25 protein-coding genes and 2 pseudogenes are annotated in these 22,657 nt (G+C 59.9%); 16 read left to right on the top strand and 11 right to left on the bottom strand.

Annotation, left to right across the window (positions count from 1 at the left end):
* Nucleotides 1-96 precede the first annotated feature (96 nt).
* The 8 genes and pseudogenes from BM177_RS17675 to BM177_RS17700 all read right to left on the bottom strand — a co-directional run.
* Nucleotides 97-303 (bottom strand): annotated as a pseudogene (locus tag BM177_RS17675) (transposase); the annotation flags it as partial.
* 478 nt (nt 304-781) lie between these two features.
* Complete coding sequence (locus BM177_RS20395) at nt 782-3,298, bottom strand: hypothetical protein (protein ID WP_210185933.1); 2,517 nt, start codon at nt 3,296-3,298, stop codon at nt 782-784.
* Between the two features lie 13 nt (nt 3,299-3,311).
* Entirely contained in the window at nt 3,312-4,700 is a 1,389-nt protein-coding gene (locus BM177_RS20400) for an ATP-binding protein (RefSeq protein ID WP_210185934.1), read from the bottom strand.
* Nucleotides 4,701-4,836: 136 nt separating this feature from the next.
* Nucleotides 4,837-5,025: pseudogene (locus BM177_RS21200) on the bottom strand (DNA polymerase Y family protein); the annotation flags it as partial.
* 82 nt (nt 5,026-5,107) lie between these two features.
* Nucleotides 5,108-5,350, bottom strand: a complete 243-nt coding sequence (locus BM177_RS21205; RefSeq protein WP_425284431.1) for a DUF6494 family protein — start codon at nt 5,348-5,350, stop codon at nt 5,108-5,110.
* The gene (locus BM177_RS17690) at nt 5,301-6,161 is read right to left on the bottom strand and encodes an alpha/beta hydrolase family protein (RefSeq protein ID WP_139223718.1); all 861 of its coding nucleotides are present in this window, start codon (nt 6,159-6,161) and stop codon (nt 5,301-5,303) included. Before BM177_RS17690 ends, BM177_RS21205 begins: the two co-directional genes overlap by 50 nt.
* A gap of 188 nt (nt 6,162-6,349) precedes the next feature.
* Nucleotides 6,350-6,703: a BrnA antitoxin family protein gene (locus BM177_RS17695; RefSeq protein WP_175492689.1), complete on the bottom strand. Its 354-nt coding sequence runs from the start codon at nt 6,701-6,703 to the stop codon at nt 6,350-6,352.
* Complete coding sequence (locus BM177_RS17700; RefSeq protein ID WP_091686364.1) at nt 6,669-6,935, bottom strand: BrnT family toxin; 267 nt, start codon at nt 6,933-6,935, stop codon at nt 6,669-6,671. Before BM177_RS17700 ends, BM177_RS17695 begins: the two co-directional genes overlap by 35 nt.
* Before the next feature lie 668 nt (nt 6,936-7,603).
* On the opposite strand from BM177_RS17700, the gene BM177_RS17710 reads away from it, so the two are divergent.
* The 14 genes from BM177_RS17710 to BM177_RS17780 all read left to right on the top strand — a co-directional run bounded on the left by BM177_RS17710 (nt 7,604) and on the right by BM177_RS17780 (nt 19,873).
* Nucleotides 7,604-8,128 (top strand): hypothetical protein, encoded by a 525-nt coding sequence (locus tag BM177_RS17710; protein WP_139223719.1) that lies wholly within the window; start codon nt 7,604-7,606, stop codon nt 8,126-8,128.
* A 16-nt stretch (nt 8,129-8,144) separates the two neighbouring features.
* Nucleotides 8,145-8,399, top strand: coding sequence for a hypothetical protein (locus BM177_RS17715; protein WP_139223720.1), 255 nt, complete (start codon nt 8,145-8,147; stop codon nt 8,397-8,399).
* Nucleotides 8,400-9,119: 720 nt separating this feature from the next.
* Nucleotides 9,120-10,361 (top strand): tyrosine-type recombinase/integrase, encoded by a 1,242-nt coding sequence (locus BM177_RS17720; RefSeq protein ID WP_175492690.1) that lies wholly within the window; start codon nt 9,120-9,122, stop codon nt 10,359-10,361.
* A gap of 71 nt (nt 10,362-10,432) precedes the next feature.
* On the top strand, nt 10,433-10,924 hold the full coding sequence (locus BM177_RS17725) for a hypothetical protein (RefSeq protein ID WP_139223721.1): 492 nt from the start codon (nt 10,433-10,435) through the stop codon (nt 10,922-10,924).
* A gap of 157 nt (nt 10,925-11,081) precedes the next feature.
* A complete protein-coding gene (locus BM177_RS21210) occupies nt 11,082-11,261 on the top strand; it encodes a helix-turn-helix transcriptional regulator (protein ID WP_425284433.1) in 180 nt (59 codons plus the stop codon).
* 203 nt (nt 11,262-11,464) lie between these two features.
* Entirely contained in the window at nt 11,465-11,725 is a 261-nt protein-coding gene (locus BM177_RS19710) for a hypothetical protein (protein ID WP_139223722.1), read from the top strand.
* Nucleotides 11,722-12,189 (top strand): VRR-NUC domain-containing protein, encoded by a 468-nt coding sequence (locus tag BM177_RS17740; RefSeq protein ID WP_175492691.1) that lies wholly within the window; start codon nt 11,722-11,724, stop codon nt 12,187-12,189. The genes BM177_RS19710 and BM177_RS17740 overlap by 4 nt, the downstream gene beginning before the upstream one ends.
* A complete protein-coding gene (locus BM177_RS17745; protein ID WP_091686336.1) occupies nt 12,186-13,319 on the top strand; it encodes a helicase RepA family protein in 1,134 nt (377 codons plus the stop codon). The genes BM177_RS17740 and BM177_RS17745 overlap by 4 nt, the downstream gene beginning before the upstream one ends.
* A 622-nt stretch (nt 13,320-13,941) precedes the next feature.
* Nucleotides 13,942-14,625 (top strand): hypothetical protein, encoded by a 684-nt coding sequence (locus BM177_RS17755; RefSeq protein ID WP_139223723.1) that lies wholly within the window; start codon nt 13,942-13,944, stop codon nt 14,623-14,625.
* Complete coding sequence (locus BM177_RS17760; protein WP_091686343.1) at nt 14,618-16,012, top strand: DNA-packaging protein; 1,395 nt, start codon at nt 14,618-14,620, stop codon at nt 16,010-16,012. Before BM177_RS17755 ends, BM177_RS17760 begins: the two co-directional genes overlap by 8 nt.
* Before the next feature lie 14 nt (nt 16,013-16,026).
* Nucleotides 16,027-16,635 (top strand): hypothetical protein, encoded by a 609-nt coding sequence (locus tag BM177_RS17765; protein WP_139223724.1) that lies wholly within the window; start codon nt 16,027-16,029, stop codon nt 16,633-16,635.
* A gap of 9 nt (nt 16,636-16,644) precedes the next feature.
* Nucleotides 16,645-17,112: a hypothetical protein gene (locus BM177_RS17770; RefSeq protein WP_091686348.1), complete on the top strand. Its 468-nt coding sequence runs from the start codon at nt 16,645-16,647 to the stop codon at nt 17,110-17,112.
* A 269-nt stretch (nt 17,113-17,381) separates the two neighbouring features.
* A complete protein-coding gene (locus BM177_RS17775; RefSeq protein WP_091686350.1) occupies nt 17,382-17,720 on the top strand; it encodes a hypothetical protein in 339 nt (112 codons plus the stop codon).
* A gap of 2 nt (nt 17,721-17,722) precedes the next feature.
* Complete coding sequence (locus BM177_RS17780; protein WP_091686352.1) at nt 17,723-19,873, top strand: M15 family metallopeptidase; 2,151 nt, start codon at nt 17,723-17,725, stop codon at nt 19,871-19,873.
* 868 nt (nt 19,874-20,741) lie between these two features.
* Here BM177_RS17780 and BM177_RS17795 read toward each other — a convergent pair.
* The 3 genes from BM177_RS17795 to BM177_RS21050 all read right to left on the bottom strand — a co-directional run bounded on the left by BM177_RS17795 (nt 20,742) and on the right by BM177_RS21050 (nt 21,772).
* Nucleotides 20,742-20,969 carry a hypothetical protein gene (locus BM177_RS17795; RefSeq protein ID WP_139223726.1) on the bottom strand — a complete coding sequence of 76 codons (228 nt, stop codon included), beginning with the start codon at nt 20,967-20,969 and terminating at the stop codon, nt 20,742-20,744.
* A 172-nt stretch (nt 20,970-21,141) separates the two neighbouring features.
* On the bottom strand, nt 21,142-21,288 hold the full coding sequence (locus BM177_RS20235; protein ID WP_175492692.1) for a hypothetical protein: 147 nt from the start codon (nt 21,286-21,288) through the stop codon (nt 21,142-21,144).
* 61 nt (nt 21,289-21,349) lie between these two features.
* Nucleotides 21,350-21,772 carry a helix-turn-helix domain-containing protein gene (locus BM177_RS21050; RefSeq protein WP_342028936.1) on the bottom strand — a complete coding sequence of 141 codons (423 nt, stop codon included), beginning with the start codon at nt 21,770-21,772 and terminating at the stop codon, nt 21,350-21,352.
* Between the two features lie 72 nt (nt 21,773-21,844).
* Here BM177_RS21050 and BM177_RS17805 point away from each other — a divergent pair, with 72 nt between their 5' ends.
* Both BM177_RS17805 and BM177_RS17810 read left to right on the top strand, forming a co-directional pair.
* Nucleotides 21,845-22,099, top strand: a complete 255-nt coding sequence (locus tag BM177_RS17805) for a hypothetical protein (protein ID WP_091686360.1) — start codon at nt 21,845-21,847, stop codon at nt 22,097-22,099.
* 58 nt (nt 22,100-22,157) lie between these two features.
* Nucleotides 22,158-22,571, top strand: a complete 414-nt coding sequence (locus BM177_RS17810; protein ID WP_091686361.1) for a hypothetical protein — start codon at nt 22,158-22,160, stop codon at nt 22,569-22,571.
* Nucleotides 22,572-22,657 lie beyond the last annotated feature (86 nt).

Genomic DNA, 22,657 nt, shown 5'->3' on the forward strand with positions numbered 1-22,657 from the left:
GCACCAACTGCAGGCCGCTTAACCTTTAATGTCGATGAGCCAGAACCTCCGTTCCGAATAACCTGAAACTGTCTCAAATCATCTGACGACGGACACCTCCAGGAATTCTTTGGACCAGCCATAATATTGCGACGAGGCGATCCCCTCGCGTCGGCACAACTCGGAGATGCTCTCCTCGCCGCGTAGGCCTTCGAGGACGATGCGGATCTTCTCTTCTGCCGAGAAATGGCGACGCGTCTCGCGCCGAATATCTTTCACAAGCTGTTCTGCCGGGGCTTTCGCCGGCACGGATTTCTGTCTCATCTGCGCTCCTGAATGGGCTAAGATGAACCAGAAATCTCCCTTCAGAAAATACCCCGATTTGTCTCATGGGCGCTGACGCCGGACAATTGAGCGTACTATGTCAAGGTGATAATTGCCGGAATTGGGGTCGAGCGCATACATAGCGGCGATCGGTGGATTATCCTCACGCGATGAGGAAAAAAGAGACGGTGTTTTCATCTAACCGAAAAGCGTCTTTATTCAATTGATGTACTTGATACGTTATGTCGGCTCGGTCCAAATACCTAATTATAAAATTGGGGCAGTGTCTCAGTTTGAATTTCCGCACTGGGTGGGTTTCCGCCATTCCGATCCCGGGCCTGCAATATGGTAATGCCCATTCTGTCTATGGCTTCGCCGGGCCGGGAGCGGATTGGCAGCTTTCCGATACGGGGAGCCCGATAGCCGCCGTTCGTGATACAGCTGAAAGCCGCGAGCCTTTCCAAACGGATATCGCCCTTCAAGGCAGTTCGTAGAGCACTCCCAGAACCCGGCGTGCGGAGGCCATCACGGGCATGCTCGTCCCGCCGTTCACCGCTTCCGTGGCGATGACCATTGAAGAGCCAAGGCCGCCGATCGCCTCGAACAGGCGGAGATGGCCGAGGCTGCCGGAGAGGCGCGCACCGACGCGCTTGAAGATGCTGGTGCCATCATCAAGCGTCACCGCGACAAGTCTGCCTTCCAATGCGTCGATGTCGCCCGACCTTAGCTCGGTGCCGCCCAGGATGACTTGACCGGGCAGCACCAATGGTACGGCGCTGTCCTCGCGGACGCGATAGGCGACCTCGATCCGGGCGAGTTCCGGCGCTGTGTCGACCGGGGTCGCTTCGCCGCTACCGGCAAGCGGGGGCGGCATATCAGTGAAGATCGCGCCGACGATGCGATACAAGCGGACCTTGCTCTCGTCATAGGTCATCGTCGGTCGCGGGGTTCGCGGATCTGGCGTCTGCGCCGCGAGCGAGATACCGAGGGAGCCCGGCGCCTTCACCAGCCGGCGCGCCAGCACGTTTCCCTGGTGCCGGGCGATTACGAGGTTGCGGTCGCGGCCAGGATAAGGTTCAGCCTCGACCAGGGCGACCGCGCCGGACGGGATCGCGAAGCCCAGGGTTTCACCACGCACATAAAACAGCGCCTTGCCCTCGAACCAGCTGCCATCAAGCTGTTCGGTAGCCGTATCCTGTGAACCCCCCGCCGGCCTCGAGCCGACAAACGCCGCGATATCCGGGCAGACCGGCACGGAAAAGCTCAGCCGCGTCATGACCGGCAGCGGCACCACGTTGGTGTCGGCTGCGTCGGTTGGCGCGAGCGGCTCGCGCCAGCGGTAGAGGCGGAACTGCTCATGCACCTTCTCGACTCCGGTGCGAAGGCGGACAAAAGCCGTCTCGACGTCCTTCACGTCTATGTAGGTGATAGACGCCTTGTCGTGATGGGATGTGTTGAGCACGCGACGTGGCGATGCGCCCTCGGCGAGCCCCGGATCATCGACGAAGCGCTTGAGAATGGGGTTGGTGAACAACTCGCCGCCGCCGTCGGCGATCAACGTGCGCAGCCTGTCCAACAACGGGAACAGCGTCAGGGCCAGCGTCGAGGTCGCATGCGCCGGCACGGCTAGGTCGTCGAACAGGTCGCCGAGCCGCGCCTCGATGAACACGCGCAGGTCGGACGCATAGTTCTGCGCGTCGATCGCCGAATCTGGATTGGCGACGAACGCCTGGCGACGTCGGTCGATTTCCTCGATGGTGGGCGAAAGGCTCAGCGTCGGGTGAACGAAGTTCACCGCGTGAACCGACAGATGCTGGACGCGGTCGGCGGCGCGGTTCTCGGCGACCAGCAACCGGGCGAACCGACGATCATGGGTGGTGACGAACAGCTGCGCTCCCGCCGCGGCGGCGGCGGCGAGCCCGCGCGCGAGCCGCTGGCGATTGTCGTGGTCCAGGAGTTCCTGCGGATCGTCCAGCACTAGCAGCGACAGGCCACCGCGCATGGCGAGCACATGCTCGCGGAACGCGAGGAAGAAGCCGAACAACGCGCCGCGCAAGGCCGAGCTGTTGGATACATGCTGCGCCGGCGCGGTTACGCCATCGCGGCCGACCTTGAGCTCCAATACCCCGCGTGCGTTCATGTCAGTGCCGGTGAGGTCGGGTGCGAAGATCGTCGCGTTGCGATAGATCGCGCGGCGCCAATGCTCGGACCGGTTGTGCAGCTTCCGGCGCAGCGTATCGACCTGTGTCTGGGCCAGCCCGCCGAGCGGGACGAGGAGGTCGAGCGCCGCCACAGCACGCCCGCATGCCGAAATCCGCTCTTTCTTCGCGACATGAGCCACGCGCGCGACCTCCATGCGCCGAACCTGCTCAATCGCCGCGTTGAGCGGGGCGACACCTTCGACGATCCGAAGCAGCGACGTCAGCCGCCGTCCGATCGCGCGGGGCGCATCGGGATTTCCGTCGTCACCTCGCCGAATTGCCAGAAGGAATGCCTTGAGCGCCTCGCCGGCATCTTCGCGCCATTCGGCAAACGCCAACGCGCGATCGATCCGGTCGATCATCTGCTCGAGCCGAGCGGCCGCTGTCGCCAGGGCGGCGGGCAAGGGCCGAGCAACAGGTTCGGTGAAGTCGGGAAGCCCGGCGAGCCGTTCGTCGATCAGCTTCACAGCATCGGTCTGAAGCGCGGATAACGCGCCGCGGAACGGCTCGCTCGCGAAGAGCTCGTCGGCCAGCCCTGCCCGGAGCAGAACGGCCGGATCCGGCAGCAGGTCGCCACGCGCCTCCTTTGCGATGGCCGGCGGAAGCTCCTGCAACAGGTGGCCGATCCAGTGTGCCGACCACTCGGCAATCGTCCGAGCGATCACCTCGCGGTCGCGCGCCGCTTCGGCGAGGTGATCGACAATCGGCGCGCCAGTGACCGGATCGCGCGCGCCATGCAGCTGGCCGACGCAGACCGGGCAGGTGCCATCATCGATATGGGCACGGTCGTGCATCCACGCCGCCACCTTAGCGTAAAGCTGGGCGCGGCGGGCTCGATCGGGATCGGACGGCTAACTGCGCGAGGGTGGCAGCCTCCGCTTCCACCCGCATCAACAGCGCGACGACGGTGGCGATCTCGGCGGCGTCCACCTTCAAGGCGGAGAGGCGCGCGATTGACGGCAGTTCGCCTACCGTCCTTAGTCGTTCGATCGCCGGAGCAATGCTACCCTCGAGATCGTCGCGCGACTGCTTGCTCTCGGGATCGAAGCCGTCGCCAAGCACGTCCCGCGCTTCGCTCAATGCCTTAGCCTTCAGGTCAGCGAAATGGCCGGCGATCTCCGTGATCCGATCCGCTGAATTCTCCTCGTCCACGGTGGGGGCGGTGCCCCCGAAGGCTATCGTGGGCGTCTCGACGACGATGGCGGTCAGGTCACCGACCGCCTGCTGATAGCGTCCGGCGATATCGACCCGCTGCTTCTCGATCTCGGGTGTTGCGGTTTTCGTAACCCGCACCGACATCTTCTGGGCATGCCGTGCTAGGTCCACCAGTTCGGCGAGCCCGGTCAGCCGCGCCACCGCCTCGCCAAGCTGGGACGCCGAGCCGACCGAGAGGAATGGAAGCAGCGCCGGCATCGTCGTTGCGATCCGCCAAGCAATCGGATCGATGCCGACGGCATCCAGGTCGGGCGCGGTCTCGGTGATCTTGCCACGAGCCGTTCGACCCTGCGTACGTCGGAGCGGCGGCAGCAGGGCGCCGATCGCATCGGCGAAGGTCAGCTCTACCCAGTTGTCAGCCGGGATCGGCTCGCCACCGGGCGGCAGCTCGGCAGATTTCGGCGGCAACGGCGTGATCGCCGACATCGCATGAGTGGTGTTCGTGCCGTCGTCACGCGCGATCTCGCACGCGAAGTCCAGCGGCCCCTCCTCGGGCGGACGCTGCGACCGGATGAGGTGGCCGGTCAGACACCAGATGATCGCATTAGCAATCGAGGTCTTGCCGGAGCCGTTCCCGCCCTCCAGCAGCAAAACCGGCTTGCGTGGCTCGAATACGAATGAAGTCGGCGGCACATTCGGCCGGCCATAGGCGTGCAACCCCGCGAAGCGGTGCGCCTCGACCTTCACCAGCCGCAGCAGCCTAACGGCGTGGGCGTTACCAGCCTCGGGCTCCGCCTCGATCGTCGGCGGCGGCGTGCCGATCGCGTCGATAATCGCGTCGGTATCGCCAGCCGAGAGATTCGACTGCCACCTGCCGCGATTACGTCGATACCAATCGAGGACCGCCCGCGCGTCATCTGACGCCAGTGCGAGTTCCTCGCCTCCGCCGAGCGCCACGGCTCGTCCCCCAACGAGGTCGGCGAGCAGAGCGTCGACGGTCAGCAGATGAATTTCTCGTGGCGTGGCCGTTTCGTCGTCCATGATATCCCTACATCGGGACATCTTCGCCGCTAAGCCGTTCTTCGTCCAGCCGGTTCCGCCACATTGGAGCGTCATCGGCAACTGCTGCACCCGCAGCTTCGCCGAATGAAGTCGCCTTCCCGTTGAATGCGGCCGTCGAGGCAAGCATGCTGCCGATAGAGCGAGCGATGGTTTCGGCGGCGCCGATCAGTTCGGCGAAGGCGCGGCGAATCGCGATGAGGTCCAGCGGCCGCACCGGCTCGATCGGCTCGGCGAGCCGTCCCAGGGCCTGATCGAGACAGCGGCTGAGTTCGGGTCCAAAGCGCAGGGCGAGCGGCGCCCGCGGAACCTAGCGTTGAACCAAGCGAAACTCCAGCGCTGCGGCCGCGAATGTCTTGCTCGATTCGCGTAGATGCTGATCCAAGCTCTCAAAAAAGGTGAGACCGTGTTGGCACAAAACCAGACGCCGCCCTCTTGCCGTCGCGGACGATGCGCTCGATCTCGCGCTGCGACGTGGCGCCAACCACTTTGAGGAACCAGCGCTCGGTCATGTCGAAACGATCCTCGCCCCTCGGGATCCTTCCAAAGCAGCTTTGACGCAGGCTTGATTGAGCCTTCGCGCTACGGCGATTTCGCAGCAACGCCTTGAATGAAGTCGAGCATCGCCGCATTCATGGCCGGCCAGCGGCTGTGCGGCCCGGCGGTTGCGCAATAGGCGACGCGGCGCCCCTCGGCACAGGCGGAGAAGTCGCGGCAGCCCTCCGCGACTCCCTCGAGATCGGCCGGCGCGCAGGACGCGCATTGGGCCCAATAGGCTGCGGCGCTGCGGCCGAAATCAGGAAAAAGCGCGTCGGCGCGACTGTGAACGATCAGGACCGCCGGGACCGATGGACAAGGAAGCATTGCGAGGTCTTCGCGCGTGATCCCGGCCGCGCTCGCCACGATGGCGCGCGGGGCTGCTCCCGAGCCGAGGAGCGAGGCGGTTATTCCCTCCGCTATGGTGGCGCCGTCGGAATGACCGAGATAAGCAACCGAGGTTGGATCGACACAGAACAGGCTTGCGACAGTCGCCGCGACCTTCGCCTGCTGCGCAACCGCCTGGCGCGACAGCCGCAAGTGGTCGCTGTAGGAAACGATGAATCCGCGCCGCGTCGCATCCGGCGTCAACCCGTAGAAGATTTCGGACTTTTGCCTATCGTATCCCGCCGGCGGATAGACCACTAGCAGCGGATAGGCGCGCGTCGAGTCATAATTGCTTGGCGTGCGCACTGTGATTCTCAATCCGTCGGAGGTCGCCACGTTGTCGTCGAGACCCGCTCGCCCGGTTCGTCCGCCGGAATCGCAGGCCGCCGCGAGTCCGACATCCCGCCCGGCCGCGCCAACTTCGGGCCTCGGGGGAGCCGACCAGACCCAAACCCCGAATGAAAAGGCCGCGAGGGCTGCGATCAGCGAAAGCTCCCGCCAGGAAAGGCGCATCCGCATCAATTCAATCTCCAAGCGAACGGCCGGCCTGCATCGCCACTCAAAGACGCGTAGTTCAATGCGTTCGCTGGCGCCGCAGCCGCTTCGCACATAAGCCCGAGGATATCTGACGCCAATCGACGCTTAATTCAAGGCCAAGCGCGAGCGGCCTCGCACAGTTGCGCCCGGCCCGCACACGAGATCCGCCGTCAAGGATGCTCTTTCAGCCATTCGCGCAGCGCCTCGTTGACCCGCGTCTGCCAGCCTCGCCCGGTCGCCCGGAACGCGTCGAGCACGTCGGGTGAGAGACGGATATTCACGACCTGTTTTGGATTTTGCGCGCGGGGCCGTCCGGGACGCAGGGTCGCCGCAAGCGCCGCCAGGCCCTCTTCTTTTGAAACAGGCTGTCCGCCGCTGGAATATTTTCCAGTCTCGAAAAATTCGTCCGTAATCTCTGGAAGTTCCTCATATTCCTCAGGCGTGATGACATGGGCGTCGACCTTCGCCATGTCGCTCCCGATTTTAGAGTCATCGATCTTTGTGTTTTGCTTGCTCGCGGTCATTGGCTTTCCTCATCGAAAAGACGTGGCGCGCTTCGCCACGCTGGACATAACAGACCACCACCGCCCGGCCATAGAGGACGCCGAAGCAGATCATGCGCCGTTCTCCGTAATCGGCGTGCTCGTCTTCGTTCTCGACCGTTGGGCCGGCGAAAACCTCGGCGGCGTCGGCGAAGTCAAGGCCTCTTTCAGCAAGGGTCTTGTCGCGCTTGACCGGATCGAAGGTGATCTTCATGTGAATTAATGTATCCACAAAAAGCGCGCGCTTCAATGTTTTTGTGGATACATAAATTACGGAAATGCGGTTATTTCAGCTTCGAATCGAGCGCCTTGGTCTCATGATCCGCGGCGTTAGCGTCCTCGCCAGAGCTCCCGGTTTTGCGATCGCGAAGACCGGATTCACGATGTTTTTCCTGCCCACCTCCCTGACGGGAATTCCGGATGCGGCGCTATGCTGGTGCATCTTCCGCTCGCATGCTGATCTGACGCCAGCCCTTACCGCTATGCATCAATTTGGTTGCCGCGCCGATTCCGCACGCTCTCCCTGACCGCGCCGCCGATCAAGAGGCCATCGTATCGTGGTCGTTTGGACTGAAAATGAAGATTGATCGTCCTGAATAAAGCCCGCCTGTGATGCTGGCTCCATTGTCGGCAAATGGCGCAACAGACAGAATCCGCTCCAGATATTTTGCGGGTCCTTCCTCTCGCCTGAGTGACCCACGCGGCGGATGCAGTCCGGAAAAACGCTAGCAAGTAATTGATTTTTTAGGGGTAATACTGGTATTATTAGCATCAGTTCTGGCAACGGTCCGGAGCGGAGTGGTATTAATGGCGAGTGAACTCGACGGGTTTTGGATCGGCATTAATGGGCTGGCGCGCCAAAAGGGCATCTCAGGGCCCGTGATGTCACGCCGGATCGCGCGCCTTGAGGCGCAGGGGCTAATCGAGACGAAGGCCGGCGCTCGCAACGCTAAGCTCGTCAACCTCGTCGCCTATGACCGCGTCTACGAGAAAACTCGCGACGTTGTCCGCTCCATGAACGCCCAGCAATCCGATCACGTGCCCAAAACGAGCGACGATCCAGATCCAGACCCAAACGAAAAATGTCTGTCTCAAGAGCAAGCGCGGCGCACATCCTATCTCGCTGAGATGGCGCGCATGGATCTCGAGGAGCGTCAAAAAAAGCTATTGCCTGTCGCCGACGTCGCGGCGGCGGTCCGCGCATGCGGCGAGCGCATCATCGCGGCCGTCGATCTGTTTGCCTCACGCGCTGACGAAGGCGCCGCCGCGGTTGGCAAGGATGGCGTGGTCGGCATGCGCACATTTCTCAAGGCGCTGGCGCGCGATTATCGCACGGCCGTTGCGCACGAACTGCAAGGATTGGCCGAGCAGGGTCTGGCTGGCTCGAATAACGGTCCGGCTGCATGAGAGAAAGGTGATTCCCGTGGCGGTCGATAGCCAAGAAGATTCAATGATTCCAGAAGGTCTCGTTAGCCTTTCTGATTTCCCTTCGCTGCTCAAAATCCTGGACGAGCTCGAGAGCCGCAGCGAAGAGATCGAAGATGCTGCAAACAAGAGCGGCGCCGCAGGTGTTCGATCAATTTCAGAAATCGCCGTGCGGGAAATGGCAGCCAATCTCGATAAAGATATGGTCCGCCTTCTTCACAGCCTTCTCGCCGGCGTGACCAACCGCTGTTGATATTCGAGCGCTGGCGCCCGCCGCTCGGGCTGCGCTCCGTACCGACGCTCGCAGAGCGCGTCGACTTTCTCCTGTAATCATCCTTTTGGCTAGCGAACGACGGACGCGGGAAATTGTTCTCCGCGTCCTTTTTGCGCGAGCGGGTTTACTGGTCTTGCGATTCTGAACCTATGTCCCGTTAGACGACGTTGGACGGCTTGTGGACGGCTTGCCGATTTCAGAAAGCATTGATTTTACGATAGTTGGACGACTTGGACGGCTTGGACGGCTTCTATTTTCTTAAAAGTAAAAAAGAAAAAGAAGAGAGTGGTCCTCGCCGGCCGCCAATGGGCGCGTGGCGGAATCTAGATGACGAGGGGCGGGAGCATCCTGCTGGAGCGGCTTTTGTCCGCGTGCTTACATAGTGCTTACACGGCACAGAAAATCAAAGGAAACGACGTTCCATTCAAAAAATAAGTGCTTTGAAATCAATCGGTTATGTGGTGAGCGCGATGGGATTCGAACCCATGACCCTCTGATTAAAAGTACGGCAACGCCCTAAATCGTCAGTTAACATCGGCGCATACTTACAACAGGATTTACTATTATTTTCATATATTTATATGAATATTTAGGCCACATCGCACAACGCGGGTTAACATCGGTTGACAGTCCGCGATGTTTGCCCCTATGTTGCCCCGAGAGGACATCTGATTTTCGGTACAACCTATGGCTCAACTATTGACCGACCGCACATTACGCGGCCTAAAACCGGCGCCGGCCGGCAAGCGAACCGTCATTTGGGATACCGCGGTTCCCAGCCTTTGCGTCCGCGTAACTGACACCGGCGCAGCGTCTTTCAACGTGATGCGACGGCTCAAGGGTCGAATCATTCGGCGGATGGTCGGCATTTCCTGGCGCGTGCCATTTCCGGCGGGCCAGCCCCTCCCCTACTCCCTCTCAGACGCTCGCAATGATGCTAGATCCGCGATCCTCGATATTTCGCGCGGCATTGACCCCAAAGCCGCCAGAGAGGCCGCGAAGGAAGCCGAGACGCAGGCGGCACGCGAAACGTTCTCTGCCCTAGCGAAGGAATTCTTGGCTGATCACGTCTCAAGCCTTCGGTCCGCGCGGGAAGTCGAGGCCGCCTTTAAAAACGAGTTGCTTCCGGTTTTTGGCAAGAAGCCGATTGCGGAAATTTCAGACGTCGATATCGTCCGGCTGGTCAAAGGAATTTCTAAAGACCGCCCTTACCAAGCGCGGCACATTTTCGCATATCTCTCAAAATTCTTCGCTTGGGCCGCGGCACACCGCTACGTTAAAGCTTCGCCGTTCGCGGGCCTGAAGGCTAAGGACCTTCTCGTAAAGCCGAGCGCCAGGCTCCGCATCTTGAACGATGACGAACTCGCGGCCTTATGGCGAGCCACGGCGGCGCTGCCCTACCCTTCCGGTCCGTTTGTGCGTCTTTTGCTCTTGACCGGCCAACGGCTTCGGGAAGTCGCGGAAATGGCATGGTCCGAGGTCGATATCGACAAGGCGGTTTGGACTATCCCGGCCGATCGCATGAAGGCCGACGCTCCGCACATCGTTCCGCTGGCGCCGGAAGCCGTTGTCATCCTCAAGTCACTGCCACGCTGGACCGGCCCCTTCGTATTCTCGACCACGGGCGGTCATCGGCCAATCGCCAACTTTTCTGGAATTAAAGAAAAGGCGGACGCCTTGCTTACCAACATTGAGAACTGGCGGTTCCATGATCTTCGCAGAACGATGCGAACTGGACTTTCAGCTCTGCGGATTGTGGACACGGTTTCGGAGCTTTGCATTGCGCATACGCAAAAGGGGCTGCACCGGATTTACGACCAGCACAGTTACATCGATGAGAAGAGACACGCCTTCGAGGCTTGGGGATGCCATGTGGTTGCGGTTTGCGAGCCGAACGCGCCGAGCAACATCATACGAATGAACGTGGGGGCGGCGCGATGAGTGTCCGGTCATTTGATAATGCACACCGTGAGGTCTGGGAAGGCCTCGGGCCTCGCGAGGGCATGGAGCGCATGTTTGAGTTCTTGACGCAGATTGCGACCGACACTGCTGCCGATAAAGCGACAGAGCCAAAATCAAGGGAAGCCCTGACATCCTCTGTGGATCGAATAAAATTTGAATGCACGTTTATGAAGGCCAATTTGAGCGACGATGAATGCCGACGGGTCTGGACACTTCTTGGCCTTGCATACGAGATTGGCACGTTCAGTGGGTTTCTCGATGAGGGAGTGAAGGAACCCGCCGAGTCCATTCGCGGATATACGAACCAGAAAAAGAGCGTGGCTAAGAGAGCCGAAAAGAAACTGTTATGGCAGAAGCATGCGCTGGATTTGGCGATAAAGGCACGCAAGAAAAACGGAACCCTTTCACAGCAAGATTTGGCGCAGAACCTAGAATCGAAAAAAGGTTGGCCAGACGACAACTTACCAAGTCGGTCCCTGCTGATCCAGGCAATAAGGGGCTGGGAGAAATCGGGTGAACTACCACCTCGCCGGAAGGTGTGATTAGCTTAGCAAATGTGACACGATTTGCTAGCCGCCGACGCTATACCTGTCATCGGCGAAGCCCCATCCTCATCGCATCGGTTAACACGAGCCATGAGGGTTAGCGATGTTTGTGCGGTACTCCTATCTTGAGAAGAACGGCATTGTTGCCAACAGGATGCAGCTCGCGCGCGCGATTGAGCGCTACGAGTTTCCGAGGCCTATCGCGCTTGGCGCGAATACGCTCGCGTGGAATCTGGAGGAAGTTGAGAACTGGCTGAAATCCCGGCCCCGCCGATCGCCAAAGACCGGGGCGACTAATGCACAGTCGGCCGCCTTTCTTACGGAGGCCGTGTGATCAATGGTCTTAAACCGTGGAAACCCGGCGCGCCATGGGGTGGCGGCCGGGTCCGAACTGTTCGTGCTGGGCAGCGGGAACGGTTCGGAATTTAGCCCCTCCCTTATCGAATTGCAACAGCGGTTTTTGGCCTCGCGCTTCGGCGTGCGGCCTGATCGCGCCCGGCTCCTGGCGGGGCTCGCCTTCAATTCCGGGAGGCGCGGATGAACGCTATCGCCCCGCCGCAGCAAGTTTGCGACCCAGCCGCCGTCAAGCAGACGAAACTCTACCTCCTGCGCGACGCCCTGCATGAATGTCTGCGTCTCGCCGAGCACTATGCGGCCGCAGGCCAAGCCTTTCTTGCCGTCGATGATGACGCCAGGGCGCTCAACTCCACGCGATGCTTCGTCGACTCCGCGCGCACTGCGCAGAAATGTGCCCAAGAGATCAAGGCGCTCCACAACAATGCGGAGGCGCCGGAATGACAATTCCACCCCTTTTGCTTCTCGCGCAAGGTCGTAAACCGCGCCTCCGAAGGTCTCCGGCGCCGCGGCCGAAGGAAATCGTTCTGCACATGTCGGTCGCCAAGGTTCTTCGCGAGCACGCGCGGTCGGATTGGCAGTGGTGTCACGTTCCAACCGGCGAAATCCGAGACAAGCGCACGGCTAGCAAGTTGAAGCAGATGGGCGCGAAAGCCGGCTGGCCGGACTTCCTCCTCATTCAGCCGCGCGGCCGTTTGCATTGCCTCGAACTGAAGCGCGCCGGTGAGAAGCTGTCCGAGGCCCAGGACGCCTTCCGTATGTGGTGCGTCCGGCATGGCATTCCGCATGTCGTCGCCTTTTCGATCGACGATGTTCTGATCGCGTTTGAAGCGTGGGATTGCCTGTCGATCAAAATCGCAAAGCAACGTACTGATGAATCGTTGCTTTCGAAAGGCGGCGGCGAATGAATGGGCCATCGTTCGATGAACATGACCTCGCTCGTCTCGACTCGCTTGCGCGTCTTGACGCAACGTTTGGCGCTCCAAAACAGGAGCGCGCGTTCCATCTCATCCCCTTCGAAAACATTAAGTTCGACGCGACGCCCACCTATCTCGTTAAGGGTCTCGTCCCGCGCGTTGGCTTGACGGTTATCTGGGGGCCGCCGAAATGCGGCAAGTCTTTCCTAACCTTCGATCTGATGATGCACATCGCTCTCGGCTGGGAATATCGCGGTCGGCGCGTTCGGCAAGGCGCAGTCGTCTATTGCGCCCTTGAAGGGGCCGAGGGCTTCCGGGCCCGGGTTGAGGCCTTCCGGCAAACGCACCTAGCCGAATCCACGGAACCCGTTGCCTTCAGCCTGATCGCCTCGCCTATGGGCCTTGTCGCCGACCATCCGGCGCTGATCGCGGCCATCCGCCACGCGCTGGGGCACGTTCCGCCCGCGGCCGTTGTGATCGACACGCTCAACCGCTCGCTTGCAGGTTCAGAAAACGACGATCGCGACATGGCCGCTTATGTCCAGGCCGCTGACGTGATCCGCAACGCATTCACCTGCGCCGTCATCATCGTGCATCATTGCGGACACGACGCTACTCGGCCGCGCGGCCATAGCAGCCTTATGGGAGCCGTCGACGCCCAGCTTTCCGTCAAGCGAGACGCGGCCGACAACATCATCGCCACCGTCGAACTGATGAAAGACGGCGAGCAGGGCCACGAGATCGTGAGCCGACTTGAGACAATCGAAGTCGGGATAGACTCTGACGGCGACCCTATCTCATCCTGCATCATTGTGCCGGTCGACGGCGGCAGCCGCGCAAAGAAAGCGCCGGGACCCAAACTTACCAAAGGCGCCAGGATCGCGCTTTCGGCGCTCCACGAGGCCATCGCCGAGCGCGCCGTCATCCCCCCTGCGTCTAACCATATCCCTCCAAACGTCAAAGCCGTCACGGTCAGCCAATGGCGCGAATATGCTTACCGGAAAGGAATTGCCAGTTCCGACGAACCGCGCGCCCGTCAAGTCGCATTCCAGCGGGCCCACGAGACACTGCTCGCCGCGAAACTGGTCGGCGTATGGGAGCCGCACGCTTGGATCGTTTAGGCGAACAAAAATGGCGAACAGAACAGCCCCTTTAAGGGGCTTGTTCGTTTTGTTCGCCTCACGAACATTTCGGCACAAGCGCGAACTTTGTTCGCTTTGTTCGCTTTGTTCGCTGGGAGAGGATGGGGAAGTTGACGACGGGGATACTATCGGCGGATTTTTTCAGCCCACCTGAGGGCGCTTTTATCGGCCGATGCGCTTCCACTCGCGCGATAAGGGCTATTCGGCTGCGCTTAAGATTGTCGGGAAGGTGCGCTTAGAGCCAAGCAGCTCCTCGGTTGGCCTCTTAACTGAAGTCAAAAGAGCCTTCCGGTGCGATTAAACTTCTTCGATCCGTGATCACGATCCATTCCGCGATCTGTTCTGACCGTTCCTATCCTGCCGCCGTCCATGATTCACAACAGACTGCGCAATCCGCGCACCCTGTTTTGGCCGTCGATCCGGCAATCCATTCCGCTCGCCCACGCGTCTCACCTGATCTCCAATCACAAGGCCATAATAAATTTTCTCAAGTTAATCAGGGTTATATCATCTGCGTCGCGCAGCTCTTGCTTTCGGGGCAACATATGGGCAGCATGAGCGCGACACTTTTTCGCGAAATGTGAGATTCGGCGGGGATGAGATGAGCGAACACAAGCCTCGCGGTCACTTCAAATCTGGCGAACCCCACTTTGATCCTACATCGGAGAAGCGCGAGCGCGAGGCTAATGCGTTCAAGCCGCGCGTGCGTTGCCAGGTCTGCCATCACCCTGAGCGTGTCAGGATTGAGGCGTTGCAGGCGGCCGGCGTTTCGCTTGAAAAACTGTCCGAGCAGTTCGATGTCCACAAAGATGGAATTTGGCGGCATTGCACCCGGCATGTCGCCGACGCGACCAAGGCGAGCTATCTACTCGGGCCTGCGAAGGTCGCCGATCTTGCGAACTTGGCCGCCGACGAGTCCAGGTCCGTCCTAGACTACTTAGCGATCACGCGTTCGGTCCTAATGAACGCGCTCGACAAGTCGGCGCAGGCCAATAAGCCCTACGAGGTCGATCGATTGTCCGGCCGCATGGTCGAGGTCATGCGCGAGATCGGCCGCATCACGGGCGAGGTCCGGGGGTTCGCCTCGACGGTCATCAACGTTCAAAACAACACGCAAATTTTAAACAGCCAACCGTTCACAGAGCTGCAAACCGGGCTGCTGCAGGTCTGCGCCCGTCATCCAGAGGCTCGCGCCGACATTATCGCTCTTTTTCGCGAACTCGACGAACGGCACTCATCCCCGGAGCCAAAGCTGGTCGACGCACGAGAGGTCGAAAATGCTTGATCCGGCCTCGACATCAATGTTTGGACGGCTTGCCGCTGCGCTCGGCGACGACTGGCCCGGCAAGGCTCGCCCGGAGCAATTGCCTCCGCCTGGCGACTGGAATATTTGGCTTATCCTGTCGGGGCGCGGATGGGGCAAGACCAGGACCGGGGCGGAATGGGTCAAGTCACAGATCGCCAGTGGACAGGCCCGCCGTGTCGCATTGGTCGGCGCGACTGCCGCGGACGTGCGGAACGTGATGATCGAGGGCGCCAGCGGCCTTCTCTCGATTTGCGCGGATTGGGACCGTCCGACCTATGAGCCCAGCAAGCGCCGTGTGACCTTCAAAAACGGCGCGGTTGTGACTGCTTATTCGGCTGAGGAAGCCGATCGATTGCGCGGTCCGCAACATGATCTTGCCTGGTGTGACGAATTAGCTGCGTGGACCAATCTTCAGGCGGTTTGGGATCAGCTTCAGTTCGGATTGCGCCTTGGGGCGAAGCCCCGCATCTGTGTCACGACGACGCCAAGGCCGTTGAAACTCCTGAAGAGCCTGATCGCTCGGCCCGACGTTCATGTGACCAAGGGCAAGACGTCGGACAACGCCAGCAACCTCGCGCCGACGTTTCTGAGCGCGATCGTAACCAGATACGAGGGGACGCGGCTCGGCAGGCAGGAACTCAATGGAGAAATTCTCAGCGACGTTCAAGGCGCTTTATGGAGCCGCGACCTCGTTGAGGAAACTCGCATTCAAAAAGGTTCTGAGCCGCCCATGCGTCGCGTCGTGGTCGCGGTTGACCCGGCGACTTCCGTTGGCGAGAACAGCGATCTTACGGGCGTCGTCGTCGCTGGCCTCGGCGATGACGGCAATGGCTACATTCTGGAAGACTTAAGCGGCAGATATAACCCAATCCAATGGGCGACCACGGCCATCGCGGCCTACCGGCGCCATCGAGCAGACAGGATTGTCGCGGAGTCAAACCAAGGCGGCCTGATGGTCGAGTCGACGTTGCGGGCGGTAGATCGAACAATCCCGATTCGTCTTGTTCATGCATCGCGAGGCAAGATCACCCGCGCGGAACCGATTTCAGCTCTTTTCGAGCAGCATCGCGCGCATATTGTCGGCTGTTTGCCTGAGCTGGAGGACGAGCTTTGCTCATTCGAGCCTGGCTCAGCCAACAGTCCGGATCGCCTCGATGCGGCGGTCTATGCGCTGACTGATCTGCAAATTTCCTGGCAGTCCGTGGTGAGTTTTCATGTGCCGTGCGCTGGCCCAACCCGGGCCGAAATCGCCGCCGCGAACCTGAACATTGCGGACTTCACATCCTCGCCGCCGGGAGGCTGGCCGATGGGATCACCGCAGGCTTCCGCCGTTGGCGGTCAATTCGGTTGGAAGTTACCCAGATGATGGAGAAGCACACAATGTCCACGTTAGACGATGCGCGGGCCGCACTGGCCAGCCTTAACGGCAAGCTGGAGGCTGCACGGAAGAAAGCATCGAGTATTGACGTTGAGATCGTGGGTGTTTCGTTTGCGGCGCATTGCGACGACGCCGGCGCCAGGAAGACGCTAGACGCCCTCAACGCAAAGGCGAGTTCGGCGAGCTTGGAGATTCGCAGCCTTGAAGCTGCCGTTAGCGAAGCGAAACGTCGGGTTGATCTTGCGACGGCGGCTGATGCTGACGCCGCGGACTGCGAGAAGGCTCGGCAGGCGCTTGCGCTTTTGAACGACTTCGCCAAGCGGGGGGACGAGCTACAGCGGGCGCTCGAAAGGTTTGTCGCGAAGTATAATGACCTCGCCGGTGATTTCCGGCAGCTCGAGAAACTTGGCTACGCACCGACGTCCTATCCACTGATTAAAGTCAACATGGCGGCCGCGACGAAGACGGCGTTAATGCACACTGATGTGAGTGTTGCGCATCTCGCCCCGCACGCCCGCCGGGATTTTCAATCAGTGATTGATGGCTGGGCGAGCCATGTGCGAGCGCGGGCGTCAGCACGGTTGAAACAAATCACATCCAAGGCGGCTTGAGGATCGAACATGGCCACCGTCATTCGAAACGATGTTGCTGATGCGGCAGTTGCGAAAAAGATTTATGACGGCGTTTTCGCTGGGACGTTAGACGCGAAGAAATATCAGATCAATAATTTGATCCGCACCCGCGCCGGTGATATCCGAAAGGATAGCGAAAGTCCGGAGCAGGCTTTCACACGCTGCATCACCGAAGATGCGGCGGGGAAGTTGCTGTTCAAGGCGATGAAGGCTGCTCGCGGGCCTGAAATCGAAGGCCATGCGCCGCAGGATAATGTTCCTCGGAAGGAACCCGAATTCATCGGTCCGGCTCATGCTCGACTCCATAGTCTGGCTGTCGACCACATGCGGGCGCATCCGGGGTTAACTTATGCTGGATCCTACACCTATTTATATTCCCACAAGGACAACGCCGATTTGCGCGCCGCGGTCAAAGCGGAACATATGCGAGCGACAATGGCAGGTGTGGCCGGATGAAAAAAGTTTTGCCAATCGGCGGCGGCGTTTGGTTGTGGGTTTCCTCCGTCCGTTCGATAGGCAGAAGGCTGGCGTCCTGGGGGCGTCAGACAGTCATGGCGGCGGCTTTAACGTCGCGAGCACCGCGCTATATTGGGCGCGGGCGTTCCGCCATCGATGCGCTCGGCCGATGGGTTATCTCTCCGTCCCCTGGGCGGTTGGGCGTAGGCTGCTGGAGGCGTCCCCAATGGGGTGCGCCTCCAGTTCCATTTTATTTTGTAAGGTTTGAAATGAACCAGGCAATCAATCTTGACCGAGCTTGGTTCAAGCAGAACCCAAATCGCAACTATCGCATTCGTCCGCCCGGAGAGGGTGAAGTAGAGAAGATCATGCGATCGTCGCACGGCGACCTCGGGTATGAGCTTGCCGCGAATTCGGGCGGTCTTGCGCTGCTTCCGACCGCGGGTCAATCATGGCGCATTTTGGTTGTGAGCGTCTCTAAATGTGAGATGCTCCGAATGCTTGTGGGCCGCCCTGATGGCGCGCCGGATGAGCCGCCGGAACCCAACTTCGGCTTCGTCACGACAATTGTTTTGAGCCGCATCTGCATTGATCGTCTACGGGGCTAAACATGCAAGTCTATGAGATCTATACTCGATTATCGCTTGAGAACAGAGCCTCGGCGGGGCTCGCAGCGCTCGCAAAAGATGTTCTGCATCTCGAAGGGTCCTTTGCACGCCTCGAAAAGACGATGTCCAGCTTCAGTCGCACGTCGGCTCTCATTTTTGGCGGGTTGGGCATTGCGGGCGGGGTCGGGATTGGCGCCGTGCTTAAGGGCGTCGCGGATTACGGCGACAAGCTGCTTGACCAGCAAGACAAGCTCCAGCGCAATGGCATGGCCGCCAACGAGGTTCTGAAGCTCCAAGCCGATTATTACAATCAGATCGCAAAGGCCATCCCGACTTTGACGGCGGCCGAATTCCTCAAGACCGTGCAGGAATTGCGCGGTGTGACGGGCACGACGGTGGGCGCGGCGGCGCTGGCCCCGCGCGCGTTGATGGTTGACGCCCTCCTTTCGAATTCGAGCGGTAAGCAATCGAGCGGCGAATATTACAAGCTCTTGCGTTCTGCGGAAATGAAGGGCATCTCGACCAATCCAGAGCGGCTTAAGGATTTCACGGACAAGGCGTTTTCGTACATCACGGCGTTTGGCGGCAAGCTGACCGCGAACGATTTCCAGCTTTTGGCGCGGCGCGGCGGCACGGCCTTCATGAACGCCGATATCGACAAGGCGCTAGGGCCGCTTTCGGTTCTCGCGGCTGATTTGGGCGGCTCCGGCGCCGGCACGACCGCCATGACCTTGCAGCAATTGCAAATGGGCGCGTCCACGCTGTCTAAGCAGCAAGCGGCCGTGATGCAGTCTGCTGGGTTGCTTGATCTAAGCAAGACGACTTCGACGGGGTTCGGAGGCGGCCGTTTACAGCTTGCCCCAGGCGCCATGAAGGGCTCGCTCGAGCATGCTGGCGATCTGCCGGGCTGGATCAAGGATGTTGTCTATCCATCATTGATGAAAATGGCCGGCGGTGACGAGGCGACGTTCCAGAATTTGATTTCGAAGTTCTCGCCGAACCGCAACGCGTCGAAACTCATCGAGATGTTCGGCAATCAGGGTTTCTTAGATCAGCAAATGAAAGATATTGGCCTCGCCGGCAAGGTCAAGCCGATCGAGGAAGCCTATAAGGATTTCACGTCGAAGAACCCGAAAGGCGTCAAGGAAGCGTTCGGGAACCAGTTCGAGAGCATGATGCAGTCGATCGGCGCGCCGCTGATGCAGGCTGCGTTGCCCGTCATGAAATCCGTGACGGAATTCTTCGAGAAGATCGGCGCGTGGGCCAATGCGCATCCTGACACGGTTCAAAATTTGGGCATCGGGTTTGGCGTATTGGGCGCAGCGATTGCCGGGCTCGGCGCTATTATGGTGACTGGTGCGGTCGCATCTATGATCGGTCCAGGCGGCGCCATTATTGGAATTGCGACCGCGCTCGGCACGCTTGGCGCTTTCGCATGGAAAGAGCTTGTCGGAAGCATCAAGGCGTTTGGCGAATCGCTAGCATGGCTTTGGGGGAAGATCACATCGCTTGGCAGCACGATTGGCGGCTTACTTCATCTAAATAGCTATGATGGCGGCGGTTTTGGCGGCCATGGGCTCGGGGGCGGATCCGGGATTGACGCTAATTTAATTCACAAGGCATCGCTCGGCAGTGCTGATCTTTCCGGCGGCGCCGGCGTCAGCAACATGAACCCGGAATTTCGCCATCGCCTCGCCGCGATGATGGACGCAGGAAAAGCATCGGGGCATCCTCTTTCGATCAAGTCGGGCTGGCGCTCGCAAGCGCACCAAGACGCGCTTTTCGCGAATTCGAATGGTTCCGGGCATTGGGTTGCGCGGCATTCAAACCACACGCGCGGGATCGCGGCGGACCTTGGCGGCGATCTTGGCTGGGCGCATCAAAATGCGGGACGGTTTGGTCTCAAGTTCCCGATGCCTTGGGAGAAATGGCACGTCGAGCCGGAAGAATCCCGCGGCGGACACCATGTCGCGCCCTATCGTCGAGCAAATCAAAATCCCGCGATCGAAAACGTGATGTATCTCGACGGCGAAGTCGTACATCGCTCCGTGACGCGCCGCATGGTCGCCAAGGCGATGCATCCGACGCAGGCGCCTTATTTTGATGGCGCATCCGCGTGGACGCCTCCTGACGCTGGGCTGGTGGCGGTCTGATGGCTATCGACGTTCTTATCCTCGGACCGGTCCAATGCCGCCTGCACCGATGGGACGGAGCGCTTTTCTCCCGCCTTCGCCGCGGGCTTCGCAAGTCAACGCGGCTCGAGGATTCATCGGCCGATCATTCCTGGGGTTGATCCGCAATTCCGTACGGCGGGCGGAGTACCCGCCGCGTTTCAGGTCAACAAGATGCATGATGTTCGCGCGGCGAAGTTCCAGACTTTCGATCACGTCTTTGTAGGACGTCGCATCGTAGCCGCTATGTTCGCGGTGCATTTCTGTTCCGGTTGATCATATGCGCGTTACCGTGCGCCCACTTTCTGGCCGCTTGGAGCGCTTTTGCTGATGGAAGAATGTGGTGGGCGTAGTCTCTTTGGCCGCAGAGAGCAAGCGTTGCGTCAAGGAATTGAGTTCAGAGAATTTATCCGATTTTGCAATCACTCTGCGGCGCGCTTCCCCTCATTAAGTCCGCTCCGCACGTTTGGCCTCATCCAATCGTTTGAAAAGCTCCTCCGGAGTTTCAATTACATCGACATAGGCGTCCAAGGCAGCCCCGACGAACCCAATTCTCGTATTTTGAGATCGCCTTGTGATAGAGATGGCGGCAGCCAAATTGACAAACGTTATGGTTTTTCCGTCCGGCAGAGTGCATTTCACCCATTCTGATCCCATGGTCGTTCTCCACTCTTTGCGTCAAAGTAGCATGGGAAACCGAGGCGCCGCGAATGTTTGTGAGCGGTGTGATCACGGGACTCGGCGCTTCGAGGGCGGCTTGCTTGTGGCTTCTTCAGCCCTGGATCGTGTCCACACGCGCCGCGCTCGCAAAACGCGGAGAGACCCCCGGACGGTAACGCCCCCGACGCCTTTAGCCTTCTTCCTTCTCCGGCCTCGTCACAAGGACGATCCCATATTCGGCGCCGCCGGTTGACGATTCGCTCGAGACGATCTCGTCATCGCGCATTCGCAGATGCGTCCCCTTGATATGGTCGATCTCGACGAGCCGCCCGTCGGGCAAGGCGATCAAGATGCGCGCAGCCCGAGGCATGCCGCGCATCGCCTCAGCGAGCTTGTTGAGCGTGAACCCGTTCGTCATTGCGCGCTCCGTGAAAGCCGCGACGCCCCCGCCGCCTAGACCTTTAATCATCGTTCTCGGCGTTCAGATCCTCGACCTCGATCGATGCGGCCCGGGTTCCGGTTGCGCCGGACTTCCTCAGCCTCACCACCGCCCCATCGCCATTTTCCGCGATGAACTCGGTGGTTGCTGGTCATCCGGTAGGTCGCGCGACCAGCTGCAGGAAGAGGCTCGCCGTGAGCAGCACAAGCCCCAAGCGCAAGGATCCTTTGAACAAGATGAATGTTCCCGTCGTGCCGAGAGCGAAAGACGCGACGTCGAAAATCTCCGCCAAAGTCACGATGTCGCCCTCTATCCGCGTATTCTCGATCTAAGCCGCGGGCCTCCCAAGGATGTAATCTTCATTTCGGGCCGCCTGTTTTGATCTTCCTTCGGCTGTTTTTCAGCTTCGTGCGTTCGTTCTGAACGAGCGCCTTCTTCAGCCGGTTCATTCCGATTTCGGGGCTGGGTTCCCCTTCGATGTTGAGAGTCGCGATCGTCTGGTCCAACGCCTCAATCTTTTCGGTAATTTCCGCGACCGCCAACGGCTTTTTCTTCAATCGAACGCCAGCTCCCTCGCCGTTCTCGTCGACGAAGATCACGCCGGCGGCTTCGAGGGCGGCGATCACGGCCCGGCGATTTGCCTGCGTCGCCGATTTGTCAGCCTCAAGTCTCTTGATCGTGCTGATCGAAATTCCTGACGCTCCAGCAAGAACTGGCTGCGACCATCCCAAAAGACCACGGGCAGCGACAATTAAGCGACTGTGAACCTTTTCCGCTTCCATGACACTTTTCGGTTGACGAATGATTCTTGTGAGCCTAGAAGTATCATATCAACCGAAAGGGAGCAAATCAGGATGTCTAAGAAATCCACGGAAATCATAGCCTCGGAAGCGCATGAACTCGGAGGCGTCCGCCGCGCGGCCTCAATGGCCGGGCGGGCCATGCAGCGCCTTGAGGCCGAAGCAGAGCGCATCGCCGGCGAAGTCGGAACGTCAGGCCGGACCCTTCGCCTTGTCTCGGCGGGCGAACAATTCTCCGCGCTGATCAAGCACGGCAAGACCGTGATCCAGATCGATGGCGACTCCTTCGCCGTCACGACGGGCGACTAAACAAACGCTCGACTGGACCGTCGAGCAAACATTTCGATTCAAATCTTGGAGAACTACAATGCCGAACAGCACCGTTCCGGCAGTCAGTCGCGACTTGCCTTCCACCCGACGCGCATTCCTTCGCTCGGACGCCGCGGCCAGGTTGGACCTAACCACGGGCGTCAACCCTGAACTGATCGCCGCGCTGGCGGAGGTTGAAAGAAGCCATCTGGCGTTCGTCAAGTCGATCGACCGAGTCGGTGCCGCCGAAAGGAAGGTACGGGCGGTTGAAGACGACGAATCCGCACGAAAAGTGCTCGCAATTGCTGAGAAAGCCGAAATTGCGGCTTCCGACAAGGCAGATGAAGCCCTTGAACGATTCGCGAGCATTAGGGCAGTCACGCTGGCCGAATTTCAATTGAAGGCGACACTCGCCAACACTTCTGAATTCGTGATCGAGGCGCAGTCGATCATCGCCGACCTTCTAGTGTAGTGTCTCACGCAACGCTTTGCAATTAGCTGGTCCGCTGCAGCTGTTGCATTTTCAGCGCCGATCTGCCGCGATTGACTTTGTGGATT

The sequence above is a fragment of the Methylocapsa palsarum genome (assembly GCF_900114285.1).
Classification (GTDB): Bacteria; Pseudomonadota; Alphaproteobacteria; order Rhizobiales; family Beijerinckiaceae; genus Methylocapsa; species Methylocapsa palsarum.

What these genes read in the sequence shown, in the direction of transcription:
- BM177_RS17810 (WP_091686361.1), top strand. Translation starts at nt 22,158, where the DNA reads ATGCCGAACAGCACCGTTCCGGCAGTCAGTCGCGACTTGCCTTCCACC.
- BM177_RS17710 (WP_139223719.1), top strand. Translation starts at nt 7,604, where the DNA reads ATGTCACGCCGGATCGCGCGCCTTGAGGCGCAGGGGCTAATCGAGACG.
- BM177_RS21205 (WP_425284431.1), bottom strand. Translation starts at nt 5,350, where the DNA reads ATGCGGCGATGCTCGACTTCATTCAAGGCGTTGCTGCGAAATCGCCGT.
- BM177_RS17745 (WP_091686336.1), top strand. Translation starts at nt 12,186, where the DNA reads ATGAATGGGCCATCGTTCGATGAACATGACCTCGCTCGTCTCGACTCG.
- BM177_RS17770 (WP_091686348.1), top strand. Translation starts at nt 16,645, where the DNA reads ATGGCCACCGTCATTCGAAACGATGTTGCTGATGCGGCAGTTGCGAAA.
- BM177_RS21050 (WP_342028936.1), bottom strand. Translation starts at nt 21,772, where the DNA reads ATGGAAGCGGAAAAGGTTCACAGTCGCTTAATTGTCGCTGCCCGTGGT.
- BM177_RS17725 (WP_139223721.1), top strand. Translation starts at nt 10,433, where the DNA reads ATGTTTGAGTTCTTGACGCAGATTGCGACCGACACTGCTGCCGATAAA.
- BM177_RS17740 (WP_175492691.1), top strand. Translation starts at nt 11,722, where the DNA reads ATGACAATTCCACCCCTTTTGCTTCTCGCGCAAGGTCGTAAACCGCGC.
- BM177_RS17695 (WP_175492689.1), bottom strand. Translation starts at nt 6,703, where the DNA reads ATGACCGCGAGCAAGCAAAACACAAAGATCGATGACTCTAAAATCGGG.
- BM177_RS17775 (WP_091686350.1), top strand. Translation starts at nt 17,382, where the DNA reads ATGAACCAGGCAATCAATCTTGACCGAGCTTGGTTCAAGCAGAACCCA.
- BM177_RS20395 (WP_210185933.1), bottom strand. Translation starts at nt 3,298, where the DNA reads ATGCACGACCGTGCCCATATCGATGATGGCACCTGCCCGGTCTGCGTC.
- BM177_RS17805 (WP_091686360.1), top strand. Translation starts at nt 21,845, where the DNA reads ATGTCTAAGAAATCCACGGAAATCATAGCCTCGGAAGCGCATGAACTC.
- BM177_RS21210 (WP_425284433.1), top strand. Translation starts at nt 11,082, where the DNA reads ATGCAGCTCGCGCGCGCGATTGAGCGCTACGAGTTTCCGAGGCCTATC.
- BM177_RS17690 (WP_139223718.1), bottom strand. Translation starts at nt 6,161, where the DNA reads ATGCGGATGCGCCTTTCCTGGCGGGAGCTTTCGCTGATCGCAGCCCTC.
- BM177_RS17755 (WP_139223723.1), top strand. Translation starts at nt 13,942, where the DNA reads ATGAGCGAACACAAGCCTCGCGGTCACTTCAAATCTGGCGAACCCCAC.
- BM177_RS17760 (WP_091686343.1), top strand. Translation starts at nt 14,618, where the DNA reads ATGCTTGATCCGGCCTCGACATCAATGTTTGGACGGCTTGCCGCTGCG.
- BM177_RS17765 (WP_139223724.1), top strand. Translation starts at nt 16,027, where the DNA reads ATGTCCACGTTAGACGATGCGCGGGCCGCACTGGCCAGCCTTAACGGC.
- BM177_RS20400 (WP_210185934.1), bottom strand. Translation starts at nt 4,700, where the DNA reads ATGGACGACGAAACGGCCACGCCACGAGAAATTCATCTGCTGACCGTC.
- BM177_RS17700 (WP_091686364.1), bottom strand. Translation starts at nt 6,935, where the DNA reads ATGAAGATCACCTTCGATCCGGTCAAGCGCGACAAGACCCTTGCTGAA.
- BM177_RS17780 (WP_091686352.1), top strand. Translation starts at nt 17,723, where the DNA reads ATGCAAGTCTATGAGATCTATACTCGATTATCGCTTGAGAACAGAGCC.
- BM177_RS17795 (WP_139223726.1), bottom strand. Translation starts at nt 20,969, where the DNA reads ATGACGAACGGGTTCACGCTCAACAAGCTCGCTGAGGCGATGCGCGGC.
- BM177_RS19710 (WP_139223722.1), top strand. Translation starts at nt 11,465, where the DNA reads ATGAACGCTATCGCCCCGCCGCAGCAAGTTTGCGACCCAGCCGCCGTC.